Below are 25,080 nucleotides of genomic sequence, written 5' to 3'. Positions count from 1 at the left end.
CGGCAGGCCAGCGGGCGGACCGGCTCCGCTAGAATCGGGCCCTTATCCGCTTCTGGAAGACGGCATGTGCGGCATTGTCGGTGCGATCGCGGATCGCGATGTGGTTCCGGTCCTGGTCGAAGGCCTCAAGCGCCTGGAATACCGCGGCTATGACTCTTCCGGAATCGCCGTGGCCGACGCGGCCAGCGTGCGCCGGGTGCGGCGCACCGGCCGGGTGGCCGAGATGGAGCAGGCGGCGGTGGCGGAAGGCTTCCGCGGCGTGCTCGGCATCGGCCACACCCGCTGGGCGACCCACGGCGGGGTGACCGAGGCCAACGCCCACCCGCACATCAGCCATGGCGACCTGGCCCTGGTCCACAACGGCATCATCGAGAACCACGAGGCCCAGCGCGAACGGCTGGCCTCGCTGGGATACGTGTTCGAGTCGCAGACCGACACCGAGGTGATCGCCCACCTGATCCACCACCACATGCAGGGCGGCCACGACCTGCTCGCCGCGTTGCAGGCCGCGGTGAAGGAACTGACGGGCGCCTACGCGCTGGCGGTGCTAAGCCGCAGCGAGCCGGACCGGCTGGTGTGCGCACGCATGGGCTGCCCGCTGCTGGTCGGCCTGGGCGAGGGCGAGAACTTCGTCGCCTCCGACGTGTCGGCGATTGTCTCCGCCACCCGGCGGGTGATCTTCCTGGAAGAGGGCGATACCGCCGCGCTCACCCGCGGCGCGGTGCAGGTCTTCGACGGCGATGACCGGCCGGTACAGCGCGAAATCCATGTGTCCGACGTCTCGCTGGCCTCGCTCGAGCTGGGTCCCTACCGGCACTTCATGCAGAAGGAAATCCACGAGCAGCCACGGGCGCTCGCCGACACCATCGAGGCGGCGATCGACGCGGGCGGCCTCGAGCCCGGCCTGTTCGGCGCCGGCGCCGAGGCCGTGCTGCGCGAGGTTACCGGCGTACAGATCCTCGCCTGCGGCACCAGCTACTACGCCGGCCTGACCGCGCGCTACTGGATCGAAGCCATCGCCGGCCTGCCGTGCTCGGTGGAGATCGCCAGCGAGTACCGCTACCGCGATGCCTTCGCCGATCCGCGCCATCTGATCGTCACCATCTCGCAGTCCGGCGAAACCCTGGACACGATGGAGGCGCTCAAGTACGCCAGATCGCTGGGCCATCGCCACACGCTGTCGATCTGCAACGTGCCCGAGAGCGCGATCCCGCGCGCCAGCGGGCTGGTCTGCTACACCCGCGCCGGCGCCGAGATCGGCGTGGCTTCGACCAAGGCCTTCACCACCCAGCTGGCCGCGCTGTTCCAGCTGACCGTGGTGCTGGGCAAGCTGCATGGCAAGGTGGCGCCGGAACAGGAGGCCGACTACCTGGAGCAGCTGCGCCACCTGCCCGGCAGCGTGCAGCACGCGCTGAACCTGGAGCCGCAGATCCAGGCCTGGGCCGAGCGCTTCGCCGGCAAGCAGAACGCGCTGTTCCTGGGCCGCGGCCTGCACTATCCGATCGCGCTGGAAGGCGCGCTCAAGCTCAAGGAAATCTCCTACATCCACGCCGAAGCCTATCCGGCCGGCGAGCTCAAGCACGGCCCGCTGGCGCTGGTCGACGCGGCGATGCCGGTAGTGGTCATCGCGCCCAACGACCGCCTGCTGGAAAAGGTGAAGTCGAACATGCAGGAGGTGCGTGCGCGCGGCGGCGAGCTGTTCGTGTTCGCCGACCAGGACAGCCACTTCAGCGAATCGGAGGGCGTGCACGTGATCCGCACCCCGCGCCACGCGGGCGTGCTCAGCCCGGTGATCCACACCATCCCGGTGCAGCTGCTGGCCTACCACACCGCCCTGGCGCGCGGCACCGACGTGGACAAGCCGCGCAACCTGGCCAAGTCGGTGACGGTGGAGTAGCGGCGTGGTCGTCGGCACTGGGCCAGGACCCCGGGGAAGTGGACCTGTCCCGGGGGCGAGGTCCTATCATCGGCCCAGGTTGGCACTCTTGCGGGCGGGACGATGGAGCTGAGGGGATCGAACGGTCGCGGCAGGTTCTGGCCTCTGCTGTTCCTCGCGCTGGGCGTCATGAACGTCGTCGATTTCTTCCACGGGTCCGCTTACCAGGCGGAAGACCTCTTGCACGGGATCGGCTTCCTGCTGAACGTCCCGGTGGCCTATTTCGCTCCGGGTGTCCACACGTTCGCTTCACGGTCGGAACGGCGGGGCAGACTGGTCTGGCTCAATGGCATGGCCTTCGCGGGCTTTGCGCTGCTGGTTGCAGGGTTCGCGGTCCGGTGGGGCTGGCTCTGAGGCGGCCGGTTGGAAGCGCGTCGACGCGGAGTTGACCCGCATCAGCCGTCGACGGTCTCCTCGCCCGACTTGGACAGCTCCTCCGCGCGGCGCCCGTCCAGATAACGCTTGAGTCGATCGATCTCCGCCGGCGTCCAGTCGTCGATGCCGGTGACCTCGAGCCAGGCGGCGATGTAGTGCGACGGCGCGTAGACGTGGCCGAAGCCCATCGGCGCGCTCATCGACAGCGAGGTATCCATCGCCATCTGCATCATGGTGACCACCGGGTACCAGCGCATCGAGGGGGATACGTCCGGTGGCCGGGGTGCGTGGAGCAGTTCGGGTCGGCGGAAGAAGCCGTGCCGGTCGAAGAAGGTGACCGCATCGCTCCCGTATTGCAGGTAGACCAGCCGCATCGGTCCCCAGGGCGTGCCGGCGGGCATGGCATCGCCGTCCTGGTTCATGAAGCGGACGAACGAACCATCCCCGAACTGCGGTCGCCACAGCGGCGTGCCCGGCTGGCGGGCGCGGGTCAGCGCGGCCCACTGGCTGGCCGCGAACGGCGGGCCGCTCCACAGCGCGCCGTCGAACGGATCCTCCAGCAGCTCGAACAGCTGGAAGGAGCGCTCCGAGTTGAGCGCGCCCAGGCTGAGGCCGTGCAGGAACAGCTTGGGCCGCCGCTCCGGCGGCAAGGTGCGCCAGTAGCCGTAGACCTCGCGGAACAGGGCGCGGGCGGTGGCGCCACCGGTGTCCGGGTCGACCAGCAGGGTCAGCGGGCTGGACAGGTAGGAATACTGCACCGCCACGCTGGCCACGTCGCCGCGATAGAGGTATTCGAGCCCGTCGATGCCGGACGGGTCAACCCAGCCGGTGCCGGTCGGGGTGATGACCACCAGCGCCTTGCGCGAGAAGCCCCCGACCCGCTTGAGCTCTTCCAGCGCGAGCTTCGCCCGCGCCTCGGGCGTGTCTCCGGCCGGCAGGCCCGCGTAGACGCGCAGGGGCGCCTTGGCCGCGGGGCCGGCGAAGCGGGCGATGTCCCCGGCGGTGGGCCGCGCGGCGACGTAGCGCCGGCCCATCCGGCCCAGTTCGTGCCAGGCCACCAGCGACTGCGCGCTGCCGGGGCTGTCGGCCACCGTCGGCGGTTGCATGTCCGGCGGGATCAGTGCGTCGGCCTGGCGATACGAGGCGTCGAGCATGTCGAGCACGGCGCTGAAGACCACGCCGTTGACCAGGTTCACCAGCAGCAGCACGCCGGCCACCGCGCCGGCCACGCGCGCGATGCGGCGCGGCACCCGCCGCGCCACCAGCGCCATCACCGCGTGCACGAGCATCAACGCCGCACGCCCGAGCACGATGGCCACCAGCGCCACCACGATCGCCCCGGCGAGGACCAGCGGGACGCGAAGCAGGCCCGCGGGCTCAAGGTGCATCAGCGCGCGGACCACGTTCTCCCAGTGCTGGCTGCGCCACAGGGCGATCGCGGCCACCGCCGCGCAGGCGGCGAACACCGCCCGCCGCCTGCGGCCTTCGCCTGCCGCGCCGGGCAGCGGCAGCTCGAGATAGGCCCACAGCCAGCGCAACAGCACGCCCACGCCGTAGCCGGCGGCCAGGCACAGGCCGGACAGGACCGCCTGCGCCGCGGTGACCCGCGGGGTGAGGCTGGGCGTCAGCGAGGCCAGGAAGAACAGGGCGGCGAATACCAGGCCGGTGCTGCCCAGCCGGGCGAACAGGCGCCGGCGGACATGGCCGGCCACCATGCGGCCGTGCCTCCCGAGCGTGGTGCCTGCGGATGCGGAGTTGCCCATGCTCCCTGTCCCCCTCGGCTGGCGCGCGTGGCCGCCACTGAACCCACTATAGCCGCGGTGCCGCAAGCGTGACCCGGGCCGCGGTCCGGGCCCGGGCCGGGTGCCGCGGGGCCGGTAGAATCGCCGCACCGACTCCGCCGCACACGTCCATGTCCCAGCGCGCCTGGGTGGCCGCCGCCATCCACAAGATCGAAGCCGACTTCAACCGCTCGGCCGACACCCACCTGATCCCGTTGCCGCTGCCGGGTTATCCGGGCATCGCCGTCTACCTGAAGGACGAGTCCAGCCATCCCACCGGCAGCCTCAAGCACCGCCTGGCGCGCTCGCTGTTCCTCTATGCGCTGGCCAACGGCTGGCTGCGCGAGGGCAGCACGGTGATCGAGGCGTCCAGCGGATCGACCGCGGTCTCGGAAGCCTACTTCGCGCGGCTGCTGGGCCTGCCCTTCATCGCGGTGATGCCGGCGTCGACCTCGCCGGAGAAGATCGCCGCGATCGAGTTCCAGGGCGGCCGCTGCCACCTGGTCGAAAGCGCCTGCTCGCTCAACGGCGAATCCGAAGCCCTGGCGCGCCAGACCGGCGGCCACTTCATGGACCAGTTCACCTACGCCGAACGGGCCACCGACTGGCGGGCCAACAACAACATCGCCGAGTCGATCTTCAAGCAGATGGCCGAGGAGCCGCACCCGGTGCCGGCGTGGATCGTGTGCGGGCCGGGCACCGGCGGCACCAGTGCGACGCTGGGCCGCTACGTGCGCTACCGCCGCCACGACACGCGCGTGCTGTGCGCCGATCCCCAGACTTCGGTGTTCTACGACTACTACGTGACCTGCCGCGAAGGCCGTGCCGACCCGGCGCTGGCCATCCCGGGCGGCTCGGGGATCGAAGGCATCGGCCGGCCGCGGGTGGAGCGCAGCTTCATCGCCGGGTGCGTCGATGCGATGGTCAAGGTGCCCGACGCGCTGAGCCTGGCGGCGATGCGCCACGTCAGCGCGGTGCTGGGCCGGCGCGTGGGCGGCTCCACCGGGACCAATTTCGTCGGCGTGCTGCGCGCGGCGCAGGCGATGCGCGAGGCCGGGCAGGGCGGCTCGATCGTCAGCATCCTCTGCGACAGCGGCGCGCGCTATGCGCACAGCTACTACGACCCGGCGTGGTATGCGCGCCACGGCATCGACGTCGAGGGCGCCGACCGGTCCATCGCGGCGGCGGTCGCCGGAGCGGCACTGGCGGACCTGCCGGCCTGCGGCGAGCTCTGATCCAGGGCCGGAACGGGCTTCCTTCCCCGGCTCCCGTCGAACGTGGTGAATTGCCCGGCGTCGGGTTGATTTCCCGCGCCGCGGCGCGCATCTGTATCGCATAGTCCCCAACGCCCCCGAGACCCATGGACAATCCGCTGCTCGATTTTTCCGGCCTGCCGCGCTTCGACGCGATCCGCCCCGAACACGTCGGACCGGCGATCGATGCGTTGCTGGCCGAGGCGGAAGCGGCGGTCGCCTCGGCGGAGACGGTGGCGCCGGTGTCCTGGCCGACCTTCGTCACGCCGCTGGAAGACGCCACCGAGCGCCTGTGGCGCGCCTGGGGCCAGGTCGGCCACCTGCAGGCGGTGGTGAACACCCCGGAGCTGCGCGAGGCCTACAACGCCAACCTGCCCAGGGTCACCCGCTTCGGCAGCGCGCTCGGCCAGAACCTGGCGCTGTTCGCGCAGTACAAGGCGCTGGCCGCCTCGGCCGGATTCGCCGGCGACGATGCCGTCCGCCGCAAGGTGGTGGAGAACGCGCTGCGCGACTTCTGCCTCGGCGGTGCCGAACTCGAGGACACCGCCAAGGCCCGGTTCTCGGCCGTGCAGGAGGAACTGGCGGCACTGTCGGCGAAGTTCTCGCAGAACGTACTCGATGCCACCGATGCGTTCGCGCTGTACGTGGAGGACGAGGCGCGCCTGGCCGGGCTGCCGCCGGAGGTCGTCGCCACCGCCCGCGCGGCGGCGCAGAAGGAAGGAAAGCCCGGTTGGAAACTGACCCTGCAGATGCCGTGCTACCTGCCGGTCCAGGCCTATGCCGACGACCGCGGCCTGCGCGAGGCGCTGTACCGCGCCAGCGGCGTGCGCGCGTCCGATGCAGGTCCGGCCGAGCTGGACAACAGCGGCCTGATCGACCGGGTCCTCGAACTGCGCGCCGAACTGGCCGCGCTGCTGGGCTTCGCCAGCTACGCGGAGTACTCGCTGGCGACCAAGATGGCGCAGTCGCCCGACGAGGTGCTCGCCTTCCTGCGCGACCTGGCTGGCCGCGCGCTGCCGTTCGCGCGCCGCGACCGCGCCGAGCTCGAGGCCTTCGCCCGCGACCAGCTGGGCCTCGACACGCTGCAGCCCTGGGACCTGGGGTATGCCGGCGAGAAGCTCAGGCAGGCGCGCTACAGCTATTCGGAGCAGGAGGTGAAGCGCTACTTCACCGAGCGCGGCGTGCTCGCCGGCCTGTTCGCGGTGATCGAATCGCTGTACGGCGTGCACGTGCGGGAGGATTCGGCGCCGACCTGGCATCCCGACGTGCGCTTCTACCGGGTCGAGGACGCGTCCGGGCAGCTGCTGGGCCAGTTCTACCTGGACCTGTACGCCCGCGAGGGGAAGCGTGGCGGCGCCTGGATGGACGATGGCCGCAACCGCCGCGTCGGTTCGCAGTCGATGCAGACGCCACTCGTATACCTGGTCTGCAATTTCGGCAAGGGCGTGGACGGCAAGCCGGCGACCTTCACCCACAACGAGGTCACGACCCTGTTCCACGAGATGGGCCATGGCCTGCACCAGCTGCTGACCGCCATCGGCGAGCTGCCGGTGGCCGGCATCAACGGCGTGGAGTGGGACGCGGTCGAACTGCCCAGCCAGTTCATGGAGAACTTCTGCTGGGAGTGGGAGCGGGTGCAGGCGATGACCGCGCACGTGGACAGCGGTGAACCGCTGCCGCGCGCGCTGTTCGAGAAGATGCTGGCGGCGCGGAACTTCCAGAGCGGCATGCTCACCGTGCGCCAGCTCGAGTTCGCCCTGTTCGACATGGAGCTGCACAGCCGCTTCGACCCGGCGCAGGACAGCGTGCTGCAGCTGCTGGAGCGCGTGCGCGACGAGGTGGCGGTGAACCGGGCGCCGGCCTGGCATCGCTTCCCGCACCAGTTCAGCCACGTCTTCGCCGGCGGCTACGCGGCCGGCTACTACAGCTACAAGTGGGCCGAGGTGCTGAGCGCGGACGCCTACGCGGCGTTCGAGGAAGCGCCCGACGCCATCGCCGCGACCGGAGCGCGTTTCCTGGCCGAGGTGCTGTCGCGCGGCGGCAGCCGCAGTGCGCTGGAGAATTTCACCGCGTTCCGGGGGCGGGCGCCGAGCATCGACGCGTTGCTGCGCCATTCCGGGATGTCGGGCGACGCCGGCGCCGCCGCGCAGGCCTGAAACGAAGAAGCCCGGCTCGCGCCGGGCTTCTTCATGCTGACGGTGGTGCCGGCATTCAGGGGCGTGCGAACACCAGCGTGCTGTTGGTGCCGCCGAAGCCGAAGCTGTTGGAAGCCACCAGGTCCAGCCGCGCCTCGCGGCTCTCGCGCACGATCGGGAAGCCTTCGGCGCGCTCGTCCAGCGTCCCGATGTTGGCCGAGCCGGCGATGAAGCCGTCGCGCATCATCAGCAGGCAGTAGATCGCCTCGTGCACGCTGGCCGCGCCGAGCGAGTGGCCGGACAGCGCCTTGGTCGAGGACAGCGGCGGGACTTCGGTGCCGAACACCTCGCGCACCGCCTGCAGCTCGGTCACGTCGCCCAGCGGGGTGGAGGTGCCGTGGGTGTTGAGGTAGTCGATCCGGCGGTGCTCCAGGCCCTGCAGCGCCATGCGCATGCAGCGCACCGCGCCCTCGCCGGACGGGGCGACCATGTCGGCGCCATCCGAGGTGACGCCGTAGCCCACCAGTTCGGCGTGGATGCGCGCGCCGCGCGCCACCGCGTGGTCCCAGTCCTCCAGCACCAGCATGCCGCCGCCGCCGGCGATGACGAACCCGTCGCGGTCGGCATCGTACGGGCGCGAGGCCTGCTGCGGGCGGTCGTTGAAGCCCGACGACAGCGCGCCCATCGCGTCGAACATCACGCTCATGGTCCAGTCCAGGTCCTCGCCGCCGCCGGCGAAGACGATGTCCTGCGCGCCGTGGCGGATCAGGTCGGCGGCCGCCCCGATGCAGTGCGCCGAGGTCGCGCAGGCCGCGCTGATCGAATAGCTCAGGCCCTTGATCTTGAAGGCGGTGGCCAGGTTGGCCGACACGGTCGAGCACATCGTGCGCGGGACCATGTACGGGCCGACCTTGCGCACGCCGCGCTCGCGCAGCAGGTCGGCGGTCTCCACCTGCCAGCGGCTGGAGCCGCCGCCGGACCCGGCGATCAGGCCGGTGCGCGGGTCGCTGACCCTGGCCTCGTCGAGGCCGGCGTCGGCGATCGCGTCGCGCATGGACACGTAGCTGTAGGCGGCCGCGTCGCTCATGAAGCGCTTGAGCTTGCGGTCGATCACCGCGTCCAGGTCCAGTTCGACCGCGCCGCCGACCTGGCTGCGCAGGCCGCGTTCGGCATGGTCGGGCAGGAAGCGGATGCCGGAACGGCCTTCGCGCAGCGAGGCCGAGACGGTATCGAGGTCGTTGCCCAGGCAGGACGCGATGCCCATGCCGGTGATGGCGATGCGGCGGCTCATGCTCAGAAGTCCTCGGTCGAGGTGAACAGGCCCACGCGCAGGTCCTTCGCGGTGTAGATCTCGCGGCCGTCGACCAGCATGCGCGCGTCGCCCTGGGCCATCACCAGCTTGCGGTTGATCACCCGGCTGATGTCGACCTCGTAGGTGACCAGCGTGGCCTTCGGCAGCACCTGGCCGGTGAACTTCACTTCGCCGCACCCCAGTGCGCGGCCGCGGCCCGGCGCGCCGAGCCAGGTCAGGTAGAAGCCGACCAGCTGCCACATCGCGTCCAGCCCCAGGCAGCCGGGCATCACCGGGTCGCCGATGAAGTGGCACTGGAAGAACCACAGGTCCGGGCGGATGTCGAGTTCGGCGCGGATGAAGCCCTTGCCGTACTTGCCGCCGTCGTCGTTGATCTCGACGATGCGGTCGAACATCAGCATCGGGTCGGCGGGCAGGCGGGCGTCGCCTGAGGCGAACAGTTCACCGCGACCGCTGGCGACCAGCTGTTCGCGGGTGAACGAGGAAGCGCGAGTCATGGGGGGTCCGGAGCGGAAAAGCATCAAATCGTGCCCGAGAAACCCCGTTTCAATCAAATGCTTGGACATACGCAGGCGTGTGTTCGCCCCCCGCCGGCGTCACAATGGGGCCATGGCCGAGGACGCGGCGCCGCCGCAACGCAAGATCATCCATGTCGACATGGACGCGTTCTACGCGTCGGTGGAGCAGCGCGACGACCCGTCGCTGCGCGGCCGCCCGGTGGTGGTCGCCTGGCGCGGCGCGCGCTCGGTGGTGTGCGCGGCCTCCTATGAAGCCCGGAAGTTCGGCGTGCGCTCGGCGATGCCGGCCTTGCGCGCCGAGCGGCTGTGCCCGGACGCGGTGTTCGTCCCGCCGGATTTCACGCGCTACAAGGCCGTGTCGCGGCAGGTGCGCGCGATCATGCTCGCGCACACCGAGCGGGTCGAGCCGCTGTCACTGGACGAGGCCTACCTGGACGTCACCGCGGCCCGGTCCGGCCTGCCCAGTGCCACCGCGGTGGCCGAGGCGATCCGCGCGCGGATCCGCGAGGAAACCGCCCTGACCGCCTCGGCGGGCGTGGCGCCGAACAAGTTCCTGGCCAAGATCGCCTCGGACTGGCGCAAGCCCGATGGCCTGTTCGTGATCCGCCCCCGCCAGGTCGAGGCGTTCCTGACGCCGCTCCCGGTCGGGCGGATCCCGGGTGTCGGCAAGGTCATGCAGGGCAAGCTGGAGGCGCTGGGGATCGCCACGGTCGGCGACCTGCGCGGGCGGCCGCTCGAGGAGCTGCAGCAGCGCTTCGGCAGCTTCGGCGCGGCGCTGTACCGGCGCGCGCGCGGGATCGACGAGCGGCCGGTCGAGCCCGACCAGCCGGTGCAGTCGGTGTCGTCCGAGGACACCTTCGCCGAGGACCTGCCGCTGGACGCGCTCGACGCGCAGATCCGAGCGCTGGCCGACAAGACCTGGCAGGCCGCGCGCAAGACCGGGCGCGTGGCCCGCACCGTGGTGCTCAAGCTCAAGACCGCGCAGTTCCGCATCCTGACCCGCAGCCTGACGCCGGATGCGCCACCCGCCAGTGCGCAGGCCCTGGCCGAGATCGCGCTGGGATTGCGGACGCGGGTGCAGCTGCCCGATTCGACGCGTTACCGGCTGGTGGGCGTTGGCCTGGCCGGCTTCAGCGAGCCCGATGAACTCGCCGTGCAGGCGGACCTGTTCACCGGGAGCGGGGTCAGCGGCGAGTGAGCCGGCTGGCTGGGGCAGGCTCAGGCCTGCCAGTGGAAATCCAGGGTCTCGTCGCGGGCGAAGCGCTGCAGGTGCGATTCGATCACCTCGCGCAGGCGCGCCATGCCGGCGCCATCGTCGTGGACGACCCGGATCAGCAGGGCGTCGCCGGCGACCTCGAAGTCCGCGCCGGCGGCTTCGGCGAAGGGGATGTGGGCGTGCGTGTCGCTGTCGCGGCGCACGTCGAACCTGTGGCGCCAGTGGTTGCTGAGGGTGCGCAGCAGGCGCGGCGCATCGCTGGAGGCCACGAGGGCGCGGCTGGTCGGCATGGGTCGGATATCCATGGGGGACGGCCCGGCCAAGTCTAGGCAACCTGCGGCGCGCGGCCGTGGCCACCGGCGGGATGATGCGTTCCCCACCGCTGCGCCGGCGTCCGGACCCCGGCATCGTGATGCCGGGGTCCGTGGAGCGATCAGCCCTTCGGCTGCCAGCGCACGCTCAGCCCGTACTCGCGGCCCGGCTGGTTGTACCAGTCGACCAGCTGGTAGTCGCGGTCGAACAGGTTGGTCACCCGTGCGAGCACGGTCCAGTCGCGGCCGAGCGCGTACTCGAAGCGCAGGTCGAGCGTGGCGTAACCGCCCACGCGGACCAGGTTGGCGGCGTCGTCATAGCGGCTGCCGGCGGCATTGACCGTGGTGCCGAACGCGAACGCGCCGAAATCGCGGTCCAGGTCGATGCGACCGGTGTCGCGCGCGCGGCGCGGCAGCAGGTTGCCGCGGTTGGCGCCTTCGGAGCGGTTGCGGGGGTCGACATGGCTGTACTGCGCGGCCAGGTCCCAGCCGGCGAACGCGGTGGCCACGGTGATCTCGCCGCCGCGCAGGCGCGCGGTGTCGACGTTGCCGGGCAGGAACGTGGCCGAATCGAAGCTGATCAGGTCGTCGACGCGGTTCTCGAACACGTCGACGGTCCAGCGCCAGGCGTCCGCCTGGCCGGAGAGGCCGATGTTGAGGTTCTTCGATTCCTCCGGCTGCAGGTCCGGATTGCCGTAGTAGGGGTAGTAGAGGTCGTTGAAGCTCGGCGCGCGGAAGCCGGTCGAATAGCGCGCGGACAGCAGGATCCCGCCGTCGAAGTGCCAGCCCCAGCCGAGGTTGCCGGTGGTGTGGCTGCCGAACTGCTCGTTGTCGTCGCCACGCAGGCCGGCCTGCAGCTGCTGCGCGCCGAAGCGGCCCTGGTACTCGGCGAACACGCCGGTGTTGTCGCGGCTGTCCACGTCGTAGGCGGTGGTGCCGGTGATGTGGTCGTCCAGCCAGTCCAGGCCGGCGGTCACGGTGTGGCCCTCGCGCAGGACGAAGTCGCCCTGCAGCGCGGCCTGGTCGCGGCGGGTTTCCAGGCCGCCGACCAGGCCGGTGGCGCCGTAGTCGTCGGAGTCGTCGTAGCTGCGGCCGACCGTGGCCTGCAGCGTGGTCGAGGCGGTCGGCGCGAAGCGCAGCTTGCCCGAGTACACCTGCTGCACGGTCTCGGAATAGTTGGCCCAGCTGCCGTCGTAGTGGTTGTAGCCCTCGGCGCGCAGCGCGCTGCCCTCGAGCGTCCACGCGTCGCCAAGCTTGCTGCCGCCGCGCAGGGTGGCCGAACGGTTGCGGTAGCCGTCGCGGTCCGGTTCGTCGGCGAAGCAGCCCGCGCCCCAGCCGGCGGCCGTGCCATCGCAGGCGTTGATGCCGTCGGTACGCACGAAGGCGAAGTCGGCGCCGAACCAGCCGCGCTCGCCGCCCATGCCCAGCCCGGCGCTGGCTTCGCGCAGGTTGTTGCTGCCGATGCCGGCCATCGCGCGGGGCTGCAGGCCGCCGCGGTCGCGGCGGGTGAAGATCTGGATCACGCCGCCGATGGCGTCGGCGCCATACAGGCTCGAATGCGGGCCGCGCACGATCTCGATCCGCTCGATCTGCTCGACCGGCAGGTCCTGCAGCGCCGGCAGGCCGGCGGTGGCAGAACCAATACGCACGCCATCCACCAGCACCAGCAGCTGGTTGGAACCGGCGCCGCGCAGGAACAGCGAGGTCTGCTTGCCCAGGCCGCCGGTGTTGGTCAGGTTGATGCCGGCACGACCGGACAGCAGCTGCTGCAGCGAGGTGGCCTGGCTGCGCTCGATCTCGGCTCGGCCGATCACCTGCGCGGGCGAAAGGCTGTCGCCGAGCGCGACCGGCGTGCGGGTCGCGGTGACCAGGACCTCGTCGAGGTCGGTGGCCTGGTCGGCAGCGAGGGCCGTGCCGGCGGAAAGGGGCAGGGCCAGCGCCAGGGCGACGGCGGTGGACAGCGGGCGGAACGTCATCGGGCAACTCCATGCATGCGTGGCGCCGCACCCGGCGCCAGTGTGGGGAGTCGCGAGAGGAGGATGCACGGAGCGGACAGACGCCATGCGGCATCGGCACGCCGCAATGCCCTCCGCATCGCAACCTGGGTTCCGCAAGGCCGGTCTCCGGGCTCACGATCGGGATTCCGGCGAGTGCCGGACTCCAGCGGCGACGCCTTCCCGTGCGGGGCACAGTGGCGGATGTCGCGCGTTGCGGTCGCTTACCGTTGCGGGGGCAGCGCCGGCCTTGTCGGGGGTTCGCACCCCGGACGCACCGGCTTCCCGTTTCAACCCGGGCGGTATGCGCCGACCGGGTCACCTTGCAGGGTGGGGATTGTATGCGATCGGCAGCGGCACGCGTCCGTCGCCAGGTTGACCCAGGTCATGGAAGGCGTCGTTGCCGGCCAGCGTGGGGTCCGGCAGGGAGCAGCGGCTCAGGTGAAGCGGTTGCCGCCGTCGTCTTCTTCCGCCGCCGGTGCATCCTGCGCGGACGGACCCTCGGTGTTCCCGCCGCCCTCGCCATAGAACGCGGTGGTGACCGGTCCGCCGACGGGCCGGCCACGCGCCGGCGGCAGGGCCGCGCTGGCGGCTTCCAGCTCGGCCAGCAGCTGCGCGCGGCGCGCCTCGGGAACATCGTGCCAGTGGCAGTCCAGCAGCGCGCCTTCCAGCGCATAGAGCAGGTTGAGGCTTGGCTTGAAGCCGGCGCGCCTGACCTTGAGGAAGGCCTGCACCGCGCCCGCGGTGGCCAGGTCCTCGGCACTGCGCAGTCCGACCTGGCGCAGCCAGGCGGCACTCTTGGGCCCGATGTTGCGCAGCTGCGCGGTACTCAACGCAGCGACTCGACGAAGGCGGCGGCGAGCGCTTCCAGGCCTTGCTGGTCGTCCGCGTCGAAGCGCCCCGGTTCGGGGCTGTCGAGGTCGAACACGCCGACCAGGCGCCCGCCGTCGAACAGCGGCACCACCAGCTCGGAGCGCGAGGCGGCATCGCAGGCGATGTGGCCGGGGAAGTCGTGCACGTCGGCCACGCGCTGGGTCTGGCCGCTGCGCGCGGCGGCGCCGCACACGCCCTTGTCGAGCGGTATGCGCACGCACGCCGGCAGCCCCTGGAACGGACCCACCACCAGCTCGTTGCCGTCGTAGAAGTAGAAGCCCACCCAGTTCAGCTGCGGCAGCGCGTGGTAGACCAGCGCGGACAGGTTGGCGGCGTTGGCGATGCGGTCGCGCTCGCCATGCAGCAGGCCGCGCGCCTGGGCCAGCAGCTGCGCGTACTGGTCCGGCTTGCTGCCGGTCAGGGGGATGGCGGAGAAGGACATGGGGCGATTCTAACCCCATCGGGATCGGCCATCGCCGCGCCGCGCGGGTGGACTTATCATCCCGGCGGGGCCACAGGAGGCGAGAACATGGACCAGCACCCGTCGGGCTGGCGCGGCGGCGGTACCACGCGCCTGGAAGCGTTCGTCGATGCGGCCTTCGCCTTCGCCGTGACGATCCTGGTGATCTCGGCCGAGCGCATCCCGGGAAGCGTGCAGGCGCTGGTGCTCGCGCTCAAGCAGATTCCCGCCTTCGCCGCGGGTTTCGCCCTGCTGGCGCTGTTCTGGTACGCGCACGTCCGCTGGAGCCGGCGCTACCGGCTCGACGGCATGCTGGCCACGTTGCTGAGCCTGCTGCTGGTGTTCCTGGTGCTGGTCTACGTGTACCCGCTGCGCCTGCTGCTGGGGACGTTCTTCGCCTGGATCAGCGGTGGCTGGTTGCCGATGCCCCTGTCGGACATCTCCGGCGCCACCCAGATCGCGTTCGTGTTCGTGTTCTACGGGCTGGCGTTCGCGTCGATGTCGGCGTGCATGGGCGGGCTGTACCTGCTCGCGTGGCGGCGTCGCGGCCTGCTCGGGCTGGACACCGAGGCGGCCGCCGATGCGATGGGCGAAGTCGCCGCGTACGGCTACTTCTGCGTGATCGGCATGCTGTCGGCGGGCGTGGCGCTGTCGCTGCCGACGCGGGCCGCGCCATGGCAGGTCGCGATCCCCGGCCTGCTGTACTTCCTGCTGTCGCTGACCGGCCTGCTCCACGTGCTCGGGCGGCGCCGCGCGCTGCGTCGTCTCGAGCGTTCCGACGAGACGGAGGCGCCGAATGCGTAGCCTGTTCGTCACCGGCACCGATACCGGAGCCGGCAAGACGCTGGCCAGCTGCGCGCTGCTGCACGCCTTCCGCGCGCAGGGCAGGACGGCGGTCGGCATGAAGCCGGTCGCCAGCGGCTGCGAAGGAACGGCCGATGGCTGGCGCAACGCGGATGCGCTGGCGCTGCGCGATGCCAGCGGGCCGCAACCGCCATACGAAACCCTGAACCCCTTCGCCTTGCCGGAGCCGCTGGCGCCCGAACTGGCCGCGCGCCTGGCGGGCGTCAGCGTGACCCTGGAGCCGATGCTGGCCGCGCATGCGCGGCTGCAGGCCCTGGCCGACGTGGTCGTGGTCGAAGGGGTCGGCGGCTGGGCCGCGCCGCTGTCGGCGACCCTGGACCAGCGTGACCTGGTCCGCGCGCTGCGACTGCCGGTGGTGTTGGTGGTGGGCCTGCGCCTGGGCTGCCTCAACCACGCACGGCTGACCGCCGATGCGATCGCCGCGGACGGGTTCGAACTCGCCGGCTGGATCGCCAGTGCCGTCGATCCCGGCATGGCGTGTCGCGACGAGAACCTGGCCCTGCTCGACATGCGGCTGAAGGCCCCGCGGCTGGGCTACCTGCCGCACCTGGCCGATCCCCGACCGGACGCGCTGGCCGGCCGCATCACGCTGCCCTAGAGGCTAAGGCCGGCGGAAAAAAAAGACCCGGCAGCGGGAGGGAGCTGCCGGGTCTGGGTTTGCGCGGAGGGAGGGGAGCCGCGCAAATTCTTTGAAGCTTTTTTGTCAGGCGATCAGCGCTTGGCAGCCTTGGCGACCTTGGCCACGGTGGCCTGGGCCTGGTCGGTGGCCGCCTCGAACTGGCTCTTCGCCAGCTGGCCGAGGACCTCGGAGGTCTTCAGGGTCAGGCCGAACACTTCCTGGCCGGCGGCGGCGACGCGCTCGGCGTTGTCGCGGGCGATCTGCAGGCCCTTCGGCAGCAGGGTCTTGTAGGCCTCCAGGTCGCGGGCATCGGCGAGCTCGCCGAGGTAGCTGGTGGTGGCGTCGATGTTCTTCTCGAACGTGCGCAGCTGCACGCCGAACACAGTCTCGGCGTTCTCCAGCGCCAGGCGGTTCACGCGCGCGGCGACAGCGGCGAACTGGTGGGTGTAGGCGGCGAACTGGTCGTTGAACTGGTAGGACATGGCGGACTCCGTTGTCGGATTTGCCTCTATGGTGCGACGCAGCATAGACCCGCGTTTGCTGCAATGCAACAACTTTCGGGAAGATTTTTTCGATCCGTGAGGAAAGATCGATAAATCAGATAGATAACCGCCCCGTGGATCCCGGGGGCAAGGCTTCGGAGCCCGTGTCGGAGGGCCGAATGCGCCGGCTCAGCCCCGGTAGCGGCAGCCCGAGGTGCAGGTCTCGTGCACCACCACTTCGCTGAGGAGCGGCAGGGCCGGCTTGAGCCGGTCCCAGATCCAGCCGGCCAGGCGCTCGCTGGTCGGGTTTTCCAGCCCCTCGATCTCGTTGAGGTAGTGGTGGTCGAGCTGCTCGTACAGCGGCTTGAACGCCGCCTTGATCTCGGCGAAATCCATCACCCACCCGGTGCCGGGGTCGACCTCGCCGGAGACATGGATCTCCACCCGGAACGAATGCCCGTGCAGCCGCGAGCACTTGTGGCCATCGGGCACGTTCGGGAGCCGGTGCGCGGCCTCGAGGGTGAAGACCTTGAAGATGTCCATGGCGATCCGCTGAGGGTCAGGGGCGTCGTACGTGGTGCGGCGCGGCCGTCACGCCGGGGCGTGGCCGCCGCGACGCGGACCGCGCTGGCGGCGGCCGGCGTTGGCATTGGCGTTGTTGCCGCCTTCGCGCGGACCGCCGGCGTGCTTCTTCGGACCGGCATGGGCGTGGCGCGGCGCGTCGCCGTGGGGACGACGCGCGTGGCGGCGCGGCGGACGCTGCCCGCCCGGCACCTCGGCCTTGCCCGGTGCGCTGTTGCCCCAGCGGATCGGCACCTGCGGCTCGAAACCGGGCAGGTCGCGGATCTCCATGTCGCGGTCCAGCAGGCGCACGATCTGGCGCAGGTACTTCGCATCCTCCTGCGACACCAGCGAGACCGCCTCGCCGGTCGCGCCGTTGCGGCCGGTGCGGCCGATCCGGTGCACGTAGTCCTCGGCCACCATCGGCAGGTCGAAATTGATCACCCGCGGCAGCTGGTCGATGTCGATGCCGCGCGCGGCGATGTCGGTCGCCACCAGCACCTTGACCTTGCCGGCCTTGAAGTCGCCCAGCGCGCGCAGGCGCTGGCCCTGGCTCTTGTTGCCGTGGATCGCCGCGGCCTGGATCCCGGACTTCTCCAGGAAAGTGGCCAGCTTGTCGCTGCCGTGCTTGGTCTTGGCGAACACCAGGGTCTGCACGCGCACGTCCTGGCCGAGCAGGTGCAGCAGCAGTTCGCGCTTGCGCGCGGTGTCGACCGGGTGAACGCGGTGGGCGATGGTCTCGGCCACGGTGTTCTGCGGGGTCACCTGCACCTCGCGCGGGTGGCGCATGAATTCCATGGCCAGCTGCTTGATGGTTTCCGGGAAGGTCGCCGAGAACAGCAGGGTCTGCCGGTTCTGCTTCGGCAGCTTGGCGAGGATGCGCTTGATCGACGGCAGGAAGCCCATGTCGAGCATGCGGTCGGCCTCGTCCAGGACCAGGATCTCGATCCCGGACAGGTCCACGCTGCGGCGCTCGATGTGGTCGATCAGCCGGCCCGGGCAGGCGATCACCAGGTCCACGCCGCGGCGCAGCGCGTCGAGCTGGTTGCCCATGCCGACGCCGCCGTAGATCACCGCGCTGGGGATGCGCAGGTACTTGCTGTAGTCGCGCAGGCTGTCGTGGACCTGGGTGGCCAGCTCGCGGGTCGGGGCCAGCACCAGCGCGCGCGGCTTGCGCGGGCCGTTGACCGCCTGCGGCGAGGTGCCCAGGTGCTGCAGCAGCGGCAGGCCGAAAGCGGCGGTCTTGCCGGTGCCGGTCTGGGCGCCGGCCAGCAGGTCGTGGCCGTCCAGCGCCAGCGGGATCGCCTGCTGCTGGATCGGGGTGGGGGTTTCATAGCCCTGCTCGGACAGCGCGCGCAGCAGGAAGGGCGCAAGGCCCAGGGATTCGAACGACATTGGACAGCTCCATGGCAACGATCCGCGGGCCCATGGCGCGCGGACTGATCGGTTTTCGATCGGTGGCTCGGAGCGTTCCCGTGAACCGCGCTGCGAGAGGGATGGCGGCCGGATGGACCGGCCCGATGGCCTGGCGGATGGCGTCGGAGTGGGGCGGGCGTCGGGCGGACCCGGCGCTGCCGGTCCCGAAGGGAAACGGACGGCCGCAGGCGATCAGGGCGCGGATTCTACGCGATGTCGCCGCCGCCCGCCGCTGCCCGCATTCAGGTTCGCCGTCACAACCACCGTTTCTGATGAAACCATGGCGGCCGATCCGTACAATCGCCGGTCTCACCTGGACGGAAGGCGCGCGATGAAGGTCGGATCCCTGAAGGAAGGCGGCCGCGACGGCACCCTGGTGGTGGTGTCGCGCGACCTGGCGCGGGCCGTGCGCGCCACCGGCATCGCCTCGACCCTCCAGCAGGCGCTCGACGACTGGCACCGTGCCGCGCCGCGGCTCAATGCGCTGGCGGCCGCGCTCGAGGCCGGCCAGGCCCCCGGGGCCTTCGAGCTGGACCCCCGGGACATGGCCGCCCCCCTGCCGCGCGCCTATGAATTCGTCGACGGCAGCGCGTACCTGCCGCATGTCGAGCGCGTGCGCCGCGCGCGCGGAGCCGAGGTGCCCGAGAGCTTCTACACCGATCCGCTGATGTACCAGGCCACCAGCGCCGGCTTCTACGGGCCGCGCGACCCGGTGCGCGTGGTCAGCGAGGACTACGGCATCGACCTGGAGGCCGAGATCGTGGTGGTCACCGACGATGTGCCGATGGCGGTGACGCCGGAGCAGGCCGCCGGGCACATCCAGCTGGTCGGCCTGGTCAACGACGTCTCGCTGCGCAACCTGATCCCGGCCGAGCTCAACAAGGGTTTCGGCTTCCTGCAGTCCAAGCCGCGCTCGGCGCTGTCGCCGGTGTTCGTCACCCCCGACGAGCTGGGCGGGGCCTGGCAGGGCAACAAGCTGCACCTGCCGCTGCTGACGCACATCAACGGCGCCTGGTTCGGTGCGCCCGAAGCCGGCGAGGACATGCAGTTCGATTTCGCCCAGCTGGTCGCCCATGCGGCGAAGACCCGGCCGCTCGCTGCGGGCACGATCGTCGGCTCGGGCACGATCGCCAACCAGGACGTGTCGCGTGGCGCTTCCTGCTTCGCCGAGCAGCGTACCGTCGAGGCGCTGCGCGACGGCAAGCCGAGCACGCCGTTCATGAAGTTCGGCGATACCGTGCGGATCGAGATGCTCGACCGCGACGGCCGCAGCCTGTTCGGCGCGATCGAGCAGCGGATCGAACAGCAGGTGCCGTCCGGTCGCGACTGAACCGGCGGACGGTGCCGCGGCCGCGACCGGCGGCGCGGCACCACGTGCGCATCGCGGTAAGGTGCGTCGGCCCGGTCGCTGGGGAGGGGCGTGGTGGAACTTCCGACGAACGACGAGAGCCTCGGCCTCTACACCTACTGGCGATCCAGCGCAGCCTACCGCGTGCGCATCGCCCTGGCCCTGAAGGCGTTGCCGTACGACGCCCACCCGGTGCACCTGCTCAAGGACGGCGGGCAGCAGCATGGCGCCGCCTATGCCGCGTTGAATCCCCAGCAGCTCGTGCCGGTCCTGATGCACGGGCGGCGCGTCGTGCGCCAGTCGCTGGCGATCATCGAGTACCTCGAGGAGGCGTGGCCGGACGCGGCCCCGCTGCTGCCGGGCACGGCGCGCGAACGCGGCCGGGTGCGGGGGCTCGCGCAGCTGGTGGCCTGCGACATCCATCCGCTCAACAACCTGCGCGTGCTGCAGTTCTTCGAGCAGCAGTGGAACGTCCCGCAGCCGGAGCGGGACGAATGGGTCCGGCACTGGATCGTCGAAGGGCTCGATGCCTTCGAGGCGCTGGTCGCCGAGGATCCGGCCACCGGCGCCTACTGCCACGGGGATGTTCCCGGGCTGGCCGACTGCTGCCTGGTGCCCCAGCTGTACAACGCGCGCCGGTTCGCGATCGCCCTCGAAAGGTGGCCCACGCTCGCCCGGATCGAACAGGGCTGCCTTGCCTTGCCGGCCTTCCGCGCGGCGGCGCCCGAAGCGCAGGCCGACGCGCCATCCAGCGGCTGAGCACGCGTGGCCGCCGTCAGGCGGCGCCGCGTCAGACGAAGCCGTGGGTGATCGTCGGCGTGGCCGGCACGTTGTTGACGTCGGCGTAGGGGTCGTGTTCTTCGCCGGCCCCCTCGGACAGGCGGAACTTCAGCGCCAGGCCGTCGCGGGAATCGGCCGCGCGCAGCGCCTCCTCCTGCTCGACCCGGCCCTGCTTGACCATGCGGAACAGGCACTGGTCGAAGCTCTGCATGCCTTCCTCGAGCGAACCTTCCATCGCCGCCTTGATCTCGTGGACCTGGCCGCGCCGCAGCAGGTCGCGGATCATCGGCGTGTTGATCAGCACCTCGGTCGCCGGCAGGCGGCGGTCGTCGACGCCCTTGACCAGGCGCAGCGAGACCACCGCGCGCAGGTTCAGCGCCAGGTTCATCAGCACGTTCTTGTGCGCGCTCTCGGGGAAGAAGTTGAGGATGCGCTCGATGGTCTGGTCGGCGTTGTTGGAGTGCAGCGTCGCCAGGCACAGGTGGCCGGTTTCGGCGAACGCAATGGCCGCCTCCATCGTGGTCGCGTCCAGGATCTCGCCGATCAGGATCACGTCCGGCGCCTCGCGCATCGCGTTCTTCAGCGCGTTGTGGAAGGCGTGGGTGTCCAGGCCCACTTCGCGCTGGTTGACGATCGACTTCTTGTGCTTGTGCAGGTATTCGATCGGGTCCTCGATGGTGAGAATGTGCCCGGTCGTGTTGCTGTTGCGGTAGTCGATCATCGACGCCAGCGAGGTCGACTTGCCCGAGCCGGTGGAGCCGACGATCAGCACCAGCCCGCGCGGGGTCATGATGATGTCCTTCAGCACGTCGGGCAGGTTGAGGTCCTCGATGCTCGGGATCACGCTGCGGATCGCGCGGATCACCATGCCGACCTCGCCGCGCTGCTTGAACACGTTGACGCGGAAGCGCCCGGCGTCGGCCAGGGCGATGGCCATGTTGAGCTCCAGGTCGCGCTCGAACTGCGGGACCTGGCCTTCGTCCATCAGCGAGTAGGCGATCTTCTTGACCATGCCCGGCGGCAGGCCGGTGTTGCCCAGCGGGTAGAGCTTGCCCTCGATCTTGATGTACACCGGCGCCCCGGTGGTCAGGAACATGTCCGAGGCGTTCTTCTCGGTCATCAGCTTCAGGAAGTAGCCGATATCCATTGCGCGAGGATCCCCAATGCTCGTTTTCTGTCTGGTCCGGTCCGCGCCAGGCCGCGCCGTTGCAAGCGCGCCGCAGGCTACAGACAATGGCCGTGCCGACACGACACGACCTTCCCCTGATGATCGAGCCTAGCTTCGCACACTTCCGCCGGCGCCTGTACGCGCTGCTCGCCGCATCCGGGCTGGCGGTCACAGCCCACGCCCAGGTGGCTTCGCCGGACCTGCAGCGGGCCCAGCAGGCGGTCCAGAACGCCCAGGCGGCCGATGCCGACCAGTACGCGCCGGACCTGCTGGACACGGCCCGGCAGGGGCTGGTCCAGGCCCAGGCGGGCGCGCTTTCGCGCAGCCGCGGCGAGCGTCGCGAGGCCGACGAACTGGCCCGGCGCGTGGCGGCCGATGCCGACCTGGCCCGGGTGCGCAGCGAGCGGGCCCAGGCCGAGGCCGCGCTGGCGCAACGGCGGGACGAGATCGCCGGATTGCGGCAGACGCTGGGCCTGCCGGCGGAGGTCACGCCATGAAGCTGCGCACGGCAGTACTGGCCTCGAGCCTGGTGGTCGCGGGTGTCTTCCAGCCGGTCCTGGCGGCCGACGATCCGGATGCGGTCCGGCTCGGCACGCGCATGGACGCGTTGCAGGCGGATCCGGCGCTGGGCCGGATGGCCGCGTTCGAGCAGATGGAAGCGCGGCAGGCCATCGCGGTACTGGGCGACGCGCGGCGCAGCGAGAAGCCCGGGGCCCTGTACGTGGCCGAACGCCGTGTGGAGATCGCCGAGACCGCGGCGGCGGCCGAAGCCGCCCGGCGCGAACTGGCCTCGCTGGACCTGCAGCGCAGCGAACTGCTGCTCCAGGCCAGCCGTCGCGATGCCGAACGGGCGCGGCAGGAGGCCGAACGGTTGCGGATCCAGTCGCAGATCCAGGCCGAGGAAGCCGAGCGCCTGCGGCTGGCCGCCGAGGCCGAGGCGGCCGCCCGGACCGATGTCGAGCAGACCCTGAGCACGGTCACCGGCAAGCAGACCGCGCAGCTGAGCGCGGCGCGGCGCAAGGAGGCCGAACTGGCCCGCCAGGAGGCCGAACTGGTCAGCGGCGCCAGGCTTCCGCCGGGCAGCTTCGAGTCGCGCGGCGAAGTGTTCACCCTGCCCGGCGGCGCCTTCGCCCAAGGGAAGGGCGCGCTGACCGCGGACGGCAAGGCCGCCGCCGGCGCGCTGTCGGCCTACCTGCAGATCGGCAAGCGCGGCCGGGTGCGGGTGGATGCCTTCGACAAGGACGCCAAGGTCGCCCAGGCCCGCGCCGATGCGGTCAAGGCGGCGCTGGTCGCCGGCGGGGTGCCTGCCGCGCAGGTGCAGGCCAGCGGGAAGAAGGCGGGCGCCAGCGCGAAGAAGGCCGCCGAAGTGATCGTGGCCCCCTAGCGCAGTCTGAAAGACAGTTACATCAGGTGGTTACACGACGCGCCGGGGCTTCCCGGGACGCCGGTGGCCGATGTGCGGCTGCGAGGCTTTGTCTTTCGAATCAGTCACTTGCGCTGCGGGTTGCCGGGCCCGGAGGCGAGGAGTAGGGTCGGATACCCGGGTGGTGCTGATGCCGCCTGGCTGACCGGAGCACTCCGCCGATGCAGCTGCTGTCCGCTTCACTGGAGATCGCCGTCGGGCCGCAGCCGGCCCGGACGGAGGTGTCCGGCGCCGGGCAGGGCGCCATGCACGACCGCTCCGACGACGCGACGCCCCGGACCTCCAAGGCCCGGGGCGTTTGCTTTTCCAGGCCGGCCAGGCGGGCCGGCATCCTCGGCAGGGACGCACGCTGACCCCCAGGAGGTGCAGACATGTTCGAAGGGCAACCGCAGGCCGAAATCGAAGCGCTGATGAAGCGCGACCCGGAGTTCAGGCAGCTCTACCAGCGACACCGCACGCTGGACAAGAAGGTGATGGATGCCGAACTCGGGGTCCTCCCGATCGACGACATGACGCTCGGGCAGATGAAGCGCGAGAAACTGCACGCCAAGGAAAAACTGCTGCGCATCTACGACCGGGCCCACTGACCCGGCGCGTCGGGCACGCTTCATGTCGTGGGCGGTGGTGGCCATCCTCGTCGGCCGCCACCGCCCACGCAATCCGCCCCGAAGGACGTTGCATGCCGCCAGCGAGCGGTTCCGGCCGTGACCGATCCGGCCGATAATCCGGGTTCCGCCGCGCCAGCGGCCACGCAACCGGATCGATGATGGCCCCGCATGCCTCCGTGCTCGAACTGATCGGGCGCACGCCCATGGTCAAGGCCCGCCGCCTGGACACCGGCGTCTGCGAGCTGTACCTGAAGCTGGAGAATGCCAATCCCGGCGGCTCGATCAAGGACCGCATCGGCCTGTCGATGATCGAGGCGGCCGAACGCCGTGGCGACCTGAAGGCGGGCGCCACGCTGGTCGAGGGGACCGCCGGCAACACCGGCATCGGCCTGGCCCTGGTCGCCCAGCAGAAGGGCTACAAGCTCATCCTGGTGGTCCCGGACAAGATGAGCCGGGAGAAGATATTCAACCTCAAGGCGATGGGCGCCGAGGTCGTGCTGACGCGGTCGGACGTGGCCAAGGGCCATCCGGAGTACTACCAGGACCTGGCCGCGCGCATCGCCGCCGAAACCCCCGGCGCGTACTTCATCAACCAGTTCGGCAATCCCGACAACCCGGCCGCGCACGTCGCCGGCACCGGCCCGGAGATCATCGCGCAGATGGCCGAGGTCGGCGGCTTCGATGCCATCGTCTTCGGCTGCGGCAGCTCCGGCACCATGACCGGCCTGTCGCGCTGCTTCGCCGAACAGGCGCCGCAGGTCGAACTGGTCCTCGCCGATCCGGTGGGCTCGATCCTGGCGCGCTACATCAACGAAGGCGTACTCGACGACAAGTCCGGCAGCTGGCTGGTGGAGGGCATCGGCGAGGATTTCCTGCCGTCGATCTCGGACTTCAGCCGGGTGAAGAAGGCCTATGCGGTCAGCGACGCCGAGAGCTTCCATACCGCGCGCGAACTGCTGGCCAGGGAGGGCATCCTCGGCGGCTCGTCCACCGGCACGCTGCTGGCGGCGGCGCTGAAATACTGCCGCGAGCAGACCGAGCCGAAGAAGGTCGTGGTGCTGGTGCCCGATACGGGCAACAAGTACCTGTCCAAGATGTACAACGACTACTGGATGCTGGACAACGGCTTCCTCGAGCGACCCCAGCACGGCGACCTGCGCGACCTGATTCTGCGCCCCTACAGCCAGCGCGACACCGTCGTGGTGGGCCCCAGGGACCTGCTCACCACCGCCTACCAGCGGATGAAGCTGTACGACGTCTCGCAGCTGCCGGTGATGGACGGCGACCAGCTGGCCGGGATCATCGACGAGAGCGACGTGCTGCTGCACGTCTACGGCGACGAGGCGCGCTTCCGCGACCCCGTGTCGGTGGCCATGGTCAGCAAGCTGGAGAAGCTGGACGTGAAGTCGCCGATCGAGGCGCTGCTGCCGGTGTTCGACCGGGGCCAGGTGGCGATCGTGATGGACGGCGAGCGCTTCCTGGGCCTGATCACCCGGATCGACCTGCTGAACTACCTGCGGCGGCGGGTGCAGTAGGCCCCAGCCAGCCGGACCGCGGGGCCCCTGCGACCCGCTCCCGTGACGCCGGTCACCGTTTCTGGCTGGTCCCGTGGCCGGGGCCGCCGCCGGGCCGTGCCCGGAATCGGGC

General features: G+C 70.6%; 25 protein-coding genes and 1 riboswitch. Of the genes, 14 read left to right on the top strand and 11 right to left on the bottom strand.

Going from position 1 to position 25,080, the window contains the following annotated elements:
* Positions 1-64 precede the first annotated feature (64 nt).
* Together glmS and ACA089_RS09440 are read left to right on the top strand one after the other, a co-directional pair.
* The gene (gene glmS / locus ACA089_RS09445) at positions 65-1,897 is read left to right on the top strand and encodes a glutamine--fructose-6-phosphate transaminase (isomerizing) (protein ID WP_372016141.1); all 1,833 of its coding nucleotides are present in this window, start codon (positions 65-67) and stop codon (positions 1,895-1,897) included.
* A 168-nt stretch (positions 1,898-2,065) separates the two neighbouring features.
* Complete coding sequence (locus ACA089_RS09440) at positions 2,066-2,290, top strand: hypothetical protein (protein ID WP_372016138.1); 225 nt, start codon at positions 2,066-2,068, stop codon at positions 2,288-2,290.
* Positions 2,291-2,331: 41 nt separating this feature from the next.
* On the opposite strand, the gene ACA089_RS09435 is transcribed toward ACA089_RS09440, so the two are convergent.
* The gene (locus ACA089_RS09435; protein ID WP_372016135.1) at positions 2,332-4,074 is read right to left on the bottom strand and encodes an alpha/beta hydrolase; all 1,743 of its coding nucleotides are present in this window, start codon (positions 4,072-4,074) and stop codon (positions 2,332-2,334) included.
* 149 nt (positions 4,075-4,223) lie between these two features.
* Between ACA089_RS09435 and ACA089_RS09430 the strand changes: the two genes are divergently transcribed.
* Complete coding sequence (locus tag ACA089_RS09430; RefSeq protein WP_372016133.1) at positions 4,224-5,327, top strand: PLP-dependent cysteine synthase family protein; 1,104 nt, start codon at positions 4,224-4,226, stop codon at positions 5,325-5,327.
* A gap of 125 nt (positions 5,328-5,452) precedes the next feature.
* Positions 5,453-7,501: a M3 family metallopeptidase gene (locus ACA089_RS09425; RefSeq protein ID WP_372016130.1), complete on the top strand. Its 2,049-nt coding sequence runs from the start codon at positions 5,453-5,455 to the stop codon at positions 7,499-7,501.
* A 55-nt stretch (positions 7,502-7,556) separates the two neighbouring features.
* Here the strand turns inward: ACA089_RS09425 and fabB are convergent, their stop codons facing one another.
* Positions 7,557-8,771 (bottom strand): beta-ketoacyl-ACP synthase I, encoded by a 1,215-nt coding sequence (gene fabB / locus ACA089_RS09420; protein WP_372016127.1) that lies wholly within the window; start codon positions 8,769-8,771, stop codon positions 7,557-7,559.
* 2 nt (positions 8,772-8,773) lie between these two features.
* A complete protein-coding gene (fabA, locus tag ACA089_RS09415; protein ID WP_372016124.1) occupies positions 8,774-9,289 on the bottom strand; it encodes a 3-hydroxyacyl-[acyl-carrier-protein] dehydratase FabA in 516 nt (171 codons plus the stop codon).
* Positions 9,290-9,401: 112 nt separating this feature from the next.
* Here fabA and dinB point away from each other — a divergent pair, with 112 nt between their 5' ends.
* A complete protein-coding gene (dinB, locus tag ACA089_RS09410) occupies positions 9,402-10,508 on the top strand; it encodes a DNA polymerase IV (RefSeq protein WP_372016122.1) in 1,107 nt (368 codons plus the stop codon).
* A gap of 20 nt (positions 10,509-10,528) precedes the next feature.
* On the opposite strand, the gene ACA089_RS09405 is transcribed toward dinB, so the two are convergent.
* From ACA089_RS09405 to ACA089_RS09390, 4 genes are all read right to left on the bottom strand, one after another.
* Positions 10,529-10,816 (bottom strand): DUF2218 domain-containing protein, encoded by a 288-nt coding sequence (locus ACA089_RS09405; protein WP_372016119.1) that lies wholly within the window; start codon positions 10,814-10,816, stop codon positions 10,529-10,531.
* A gap of 143 nt (positions 10,817-10,959) precedes the next feature.
* Complete coding sequence (btuB, locus tag ACA089_RS09400; RefSeq protein ID WP_372016116.1) at positions 10,960-12,813, bottom strand: TonB-dependent vitamin B12 receptor; 1,854 nt, start codon at positions 12,811-12,813, stop codon at positions 10,960-10,962.
* Between the two features lie 121 nt (positions 12,814-12,934).
* Positions 12,935-13,172, bottom strand: a riboswitch (cobalamin riboswitch).
* Between the two features lie 96 nt (positions 13,173-13,268).
* Complete coding sequence (locus tag ACA089_RS09395; RefSeq protein ID WP_372016113.1) at positions 13,269-13,664, bottom strand: TfoX/Sxy family protein; 396 nt, start codon at positions 13,662-13,664, stop codon at positions 13,269-13,271.
* Positions 13,661-14,146 carry a GAF domain-containing protein gene (locus tag ACA089_RS09390; RefSeq protein ID WP_372016110.1) on the bottom strand — a complete coding sequence of 162 codons (486 nt, stop codon included), beginning with the start codon at positions 14,144-14,146 and terminating at the stop codon, positions 13,661-13,663. The genes ACA089_RS09395 and ACA089_RS09390 overlap by 4 nt, the downstream gene beginning before the upstream one ends.
* A gap of 87 nt (positions 14,147-14,233) precedes the next feature.
* On the opposite strand from ACA089_RS09390, the gene ACA089_RS09385 reads away from it, so the two are divergent.
* Positions 14,234-14,968, top strand: a complete 735-nt coding sequence (locus ACA089_RS09385; RefSeq protein WP_372016107.1) for a TMEM175 family protein — start codon at positions 14,234-14,236, stop codon at positions 14,966-14,968.
* Positions 14,961-15,626 carry a dethiobiotin synthase gene (gene bioD, locus ACA089_RS09380; RefSeq protein ID WP_372016106.1) on the top strand — a complete coding sequence of 222 codons (666 nt, stop codon included), beginning with the start codon at positions 14,961-14,963 and terminating at the stop codon, positions 15,624-15,626. Before ACA089_RS09385 ends, bioD begins: the two co-directional genes overlap by 8 nt.
* A 113-nt stretch (positions 15,627-15,739) precedes the next feature.
* Here bioD and ACA089_RS09375 read toward each other — a convergent pair whose 3' ends face one another.
* The 3 genes from ACA089_RS09375 to ACA089_RS09365 all read right to left on the bottom strand — a co-directional run bounded on the left by ACA089_RS09375 (position 15,740) and on the right by ACA089_RS09365 (position 18,085).
* Entirely contained in the window at positions 15,740-16,129 is a 390-nt protein-coding gene (locus tag ACA089_RS09375) for a phasin family protein (protein ID WP_372016103.1), read from the bottom strand.
* A 189-nt stretch (positions 16,130-16,318) separates the two neighbouring features.
* Positions 16,319-16,672 carry a 6-carboxytetrahydropterin synthase QueD gene (gene queD, locus ACA089_RS09370; RefSeq protein ID WP_372016100.1) on the bottom strand — a complete coding sequence of 118 codons (354 nt, stop codon included), beginning with the start codon at positions 16,670-16,672 and terminating at the stop codon, positions 16,319-16,321.
* Positions 16,673-16,720: 48 nt separating this feature from the next.
* A complete protein-coding gene (locus ACA089_RS09365) occupies positions 16,721-18,085 on the bottom strand; it encodes a DEAD/DEAH box helicase (protein ID WP_372016097.1) in 1,365 nt (454 codons plus the stop codon).
* 352 nt (positions 18,086-18,437) lie between these two features.
* Between ACA089_RS09365 and ACA089_RS09360 the strand changes: the two genes are divergently transcribed.
* Both ACA089_RS09360 and maiA read left to right on the top strand, forming a co-directional pair.
* The gene (locus tag ACA089_RS09360; protein WP_372016094.1) at positions 18,438-19,436 is read left to right on the top strand and encodes a fumarylacetoacetate hydrolase family protein; all 999 of its coding nucleotides are present in this window, start codon (positions 18,438-18,440) and stop codon (positions 19,434-19,436) included.
* A gap of 93 nt (positions 19,437-19,529) precedes the next feature.
* Positions 19,530-20,213 (top strand): maleylacetoacetate isomerase, encoded by a 684-nt coding sequence (gene maiA / locus ACA089_RS09355; RefSeq protein ID WP_372016092.1) that lies wholly within the window; start codon positions 19,530-19,532, stop codon positions 20,211-20,213.
* Positions 20,214-20,244: 31 nt separating this feature from the next.
* Here the strand turns inward: maiA and ACA089_RS09350 are convergent, their stop codons facing one another.
* Positions 20,245-21,381: a PilT/PilU family type 4a pilus ATPase gene (locus ACA089_RS09350; protein WP_372016090.1), complete on the bottom strand. Its 1,137-nt coding sequence runs from the start codon at positions 21,379-21,381 to the stop codon at positions 20,245-20,247.
* 119 nt (positions 21,382-21,500) lie between these two features.
* On the opposite strand from ACA089_RS09350, the gene ACA089_RS09345 reads away from it, so the two are divergent.
* The 5 genes from ACA089_RS09345 to ACA089_RS09325 all read left to right on the top strand — a co-directional run bounded on the left by ACA089_RS09345 (position 21,501) and on the right by ACA089_RS09325 (position 24,968).
* Positions 21,501-21,899, top strand: a complete 399-nt coding sequence (locus ACA089_RS09345) for a DUF4398 domain-containing protein (protein ID WP_372016087.1) — start codon at positions 21,501-21,503, stop codon at positions 21,897-21,899.
* Positions 21,896-22,786, top strand: coding sequence for an OmpA family protein (locus ACA089_RS09340; RefSeq protein ID WP_372016085.1), 891 nt, complete (start codon positions 21,896-21,898; stop codon positions 22,784-22,786). Before ACA089_RS09345 ends, ACA089_RS09340 begins: the two co-directional genes overlap by 4 nt.
* Positions 22,787-22,986: 200 nt before the next feature.
* Positions 22,987-23,178 carry a hypothetical protein gene (locus ACA089_RS09335; protein WP_372016082.1) on the top strand — a complete coding sequence of 64 codons (192 nt, stop codon included), beginning with the start codon at positions 22,987-22,989 and terminating at the stop codon, positions 23,176-23,178.
* Between the two features lie 18 nt (positions 23,179-23,196).
* Entirely contained in the window at positions 23,197-23,412 is a 216-nt protein-coding gene (locus tag ACA089_RS09330) for a YdcH family protein (protein ID WP_372016079.1), read from the top strand.
* A gap of 179 nt (positions 23,413-23,591) precedes the next feature.
* Positions 23,592-24,968, top strand: coding sequence for a pyridoxal-phosphate dependent enzyme (locus ACA089_RS09325; RefSeq protein WP_372016076.1), 1,377 nt, complete (start codon positions 23,592-23,594; stop codon positions 24,966-24,968).
* The last annotated feature ends 112 nt before the right edge of the window (positions 24,969-25,080 follow it).

This window comes from Pseudoxanthomonas fibrivorans (genome assembly GCF_041464125.1).
GTDB lineage: Bacteria > Pseudomonadota > Gammaproteobacteria > Xanthomonadales > Xanthomonadaceae > Pseudoxanthomonas.
This window is presented reverse-complemented; position numbering and strand designations above follow the sequence as displayed.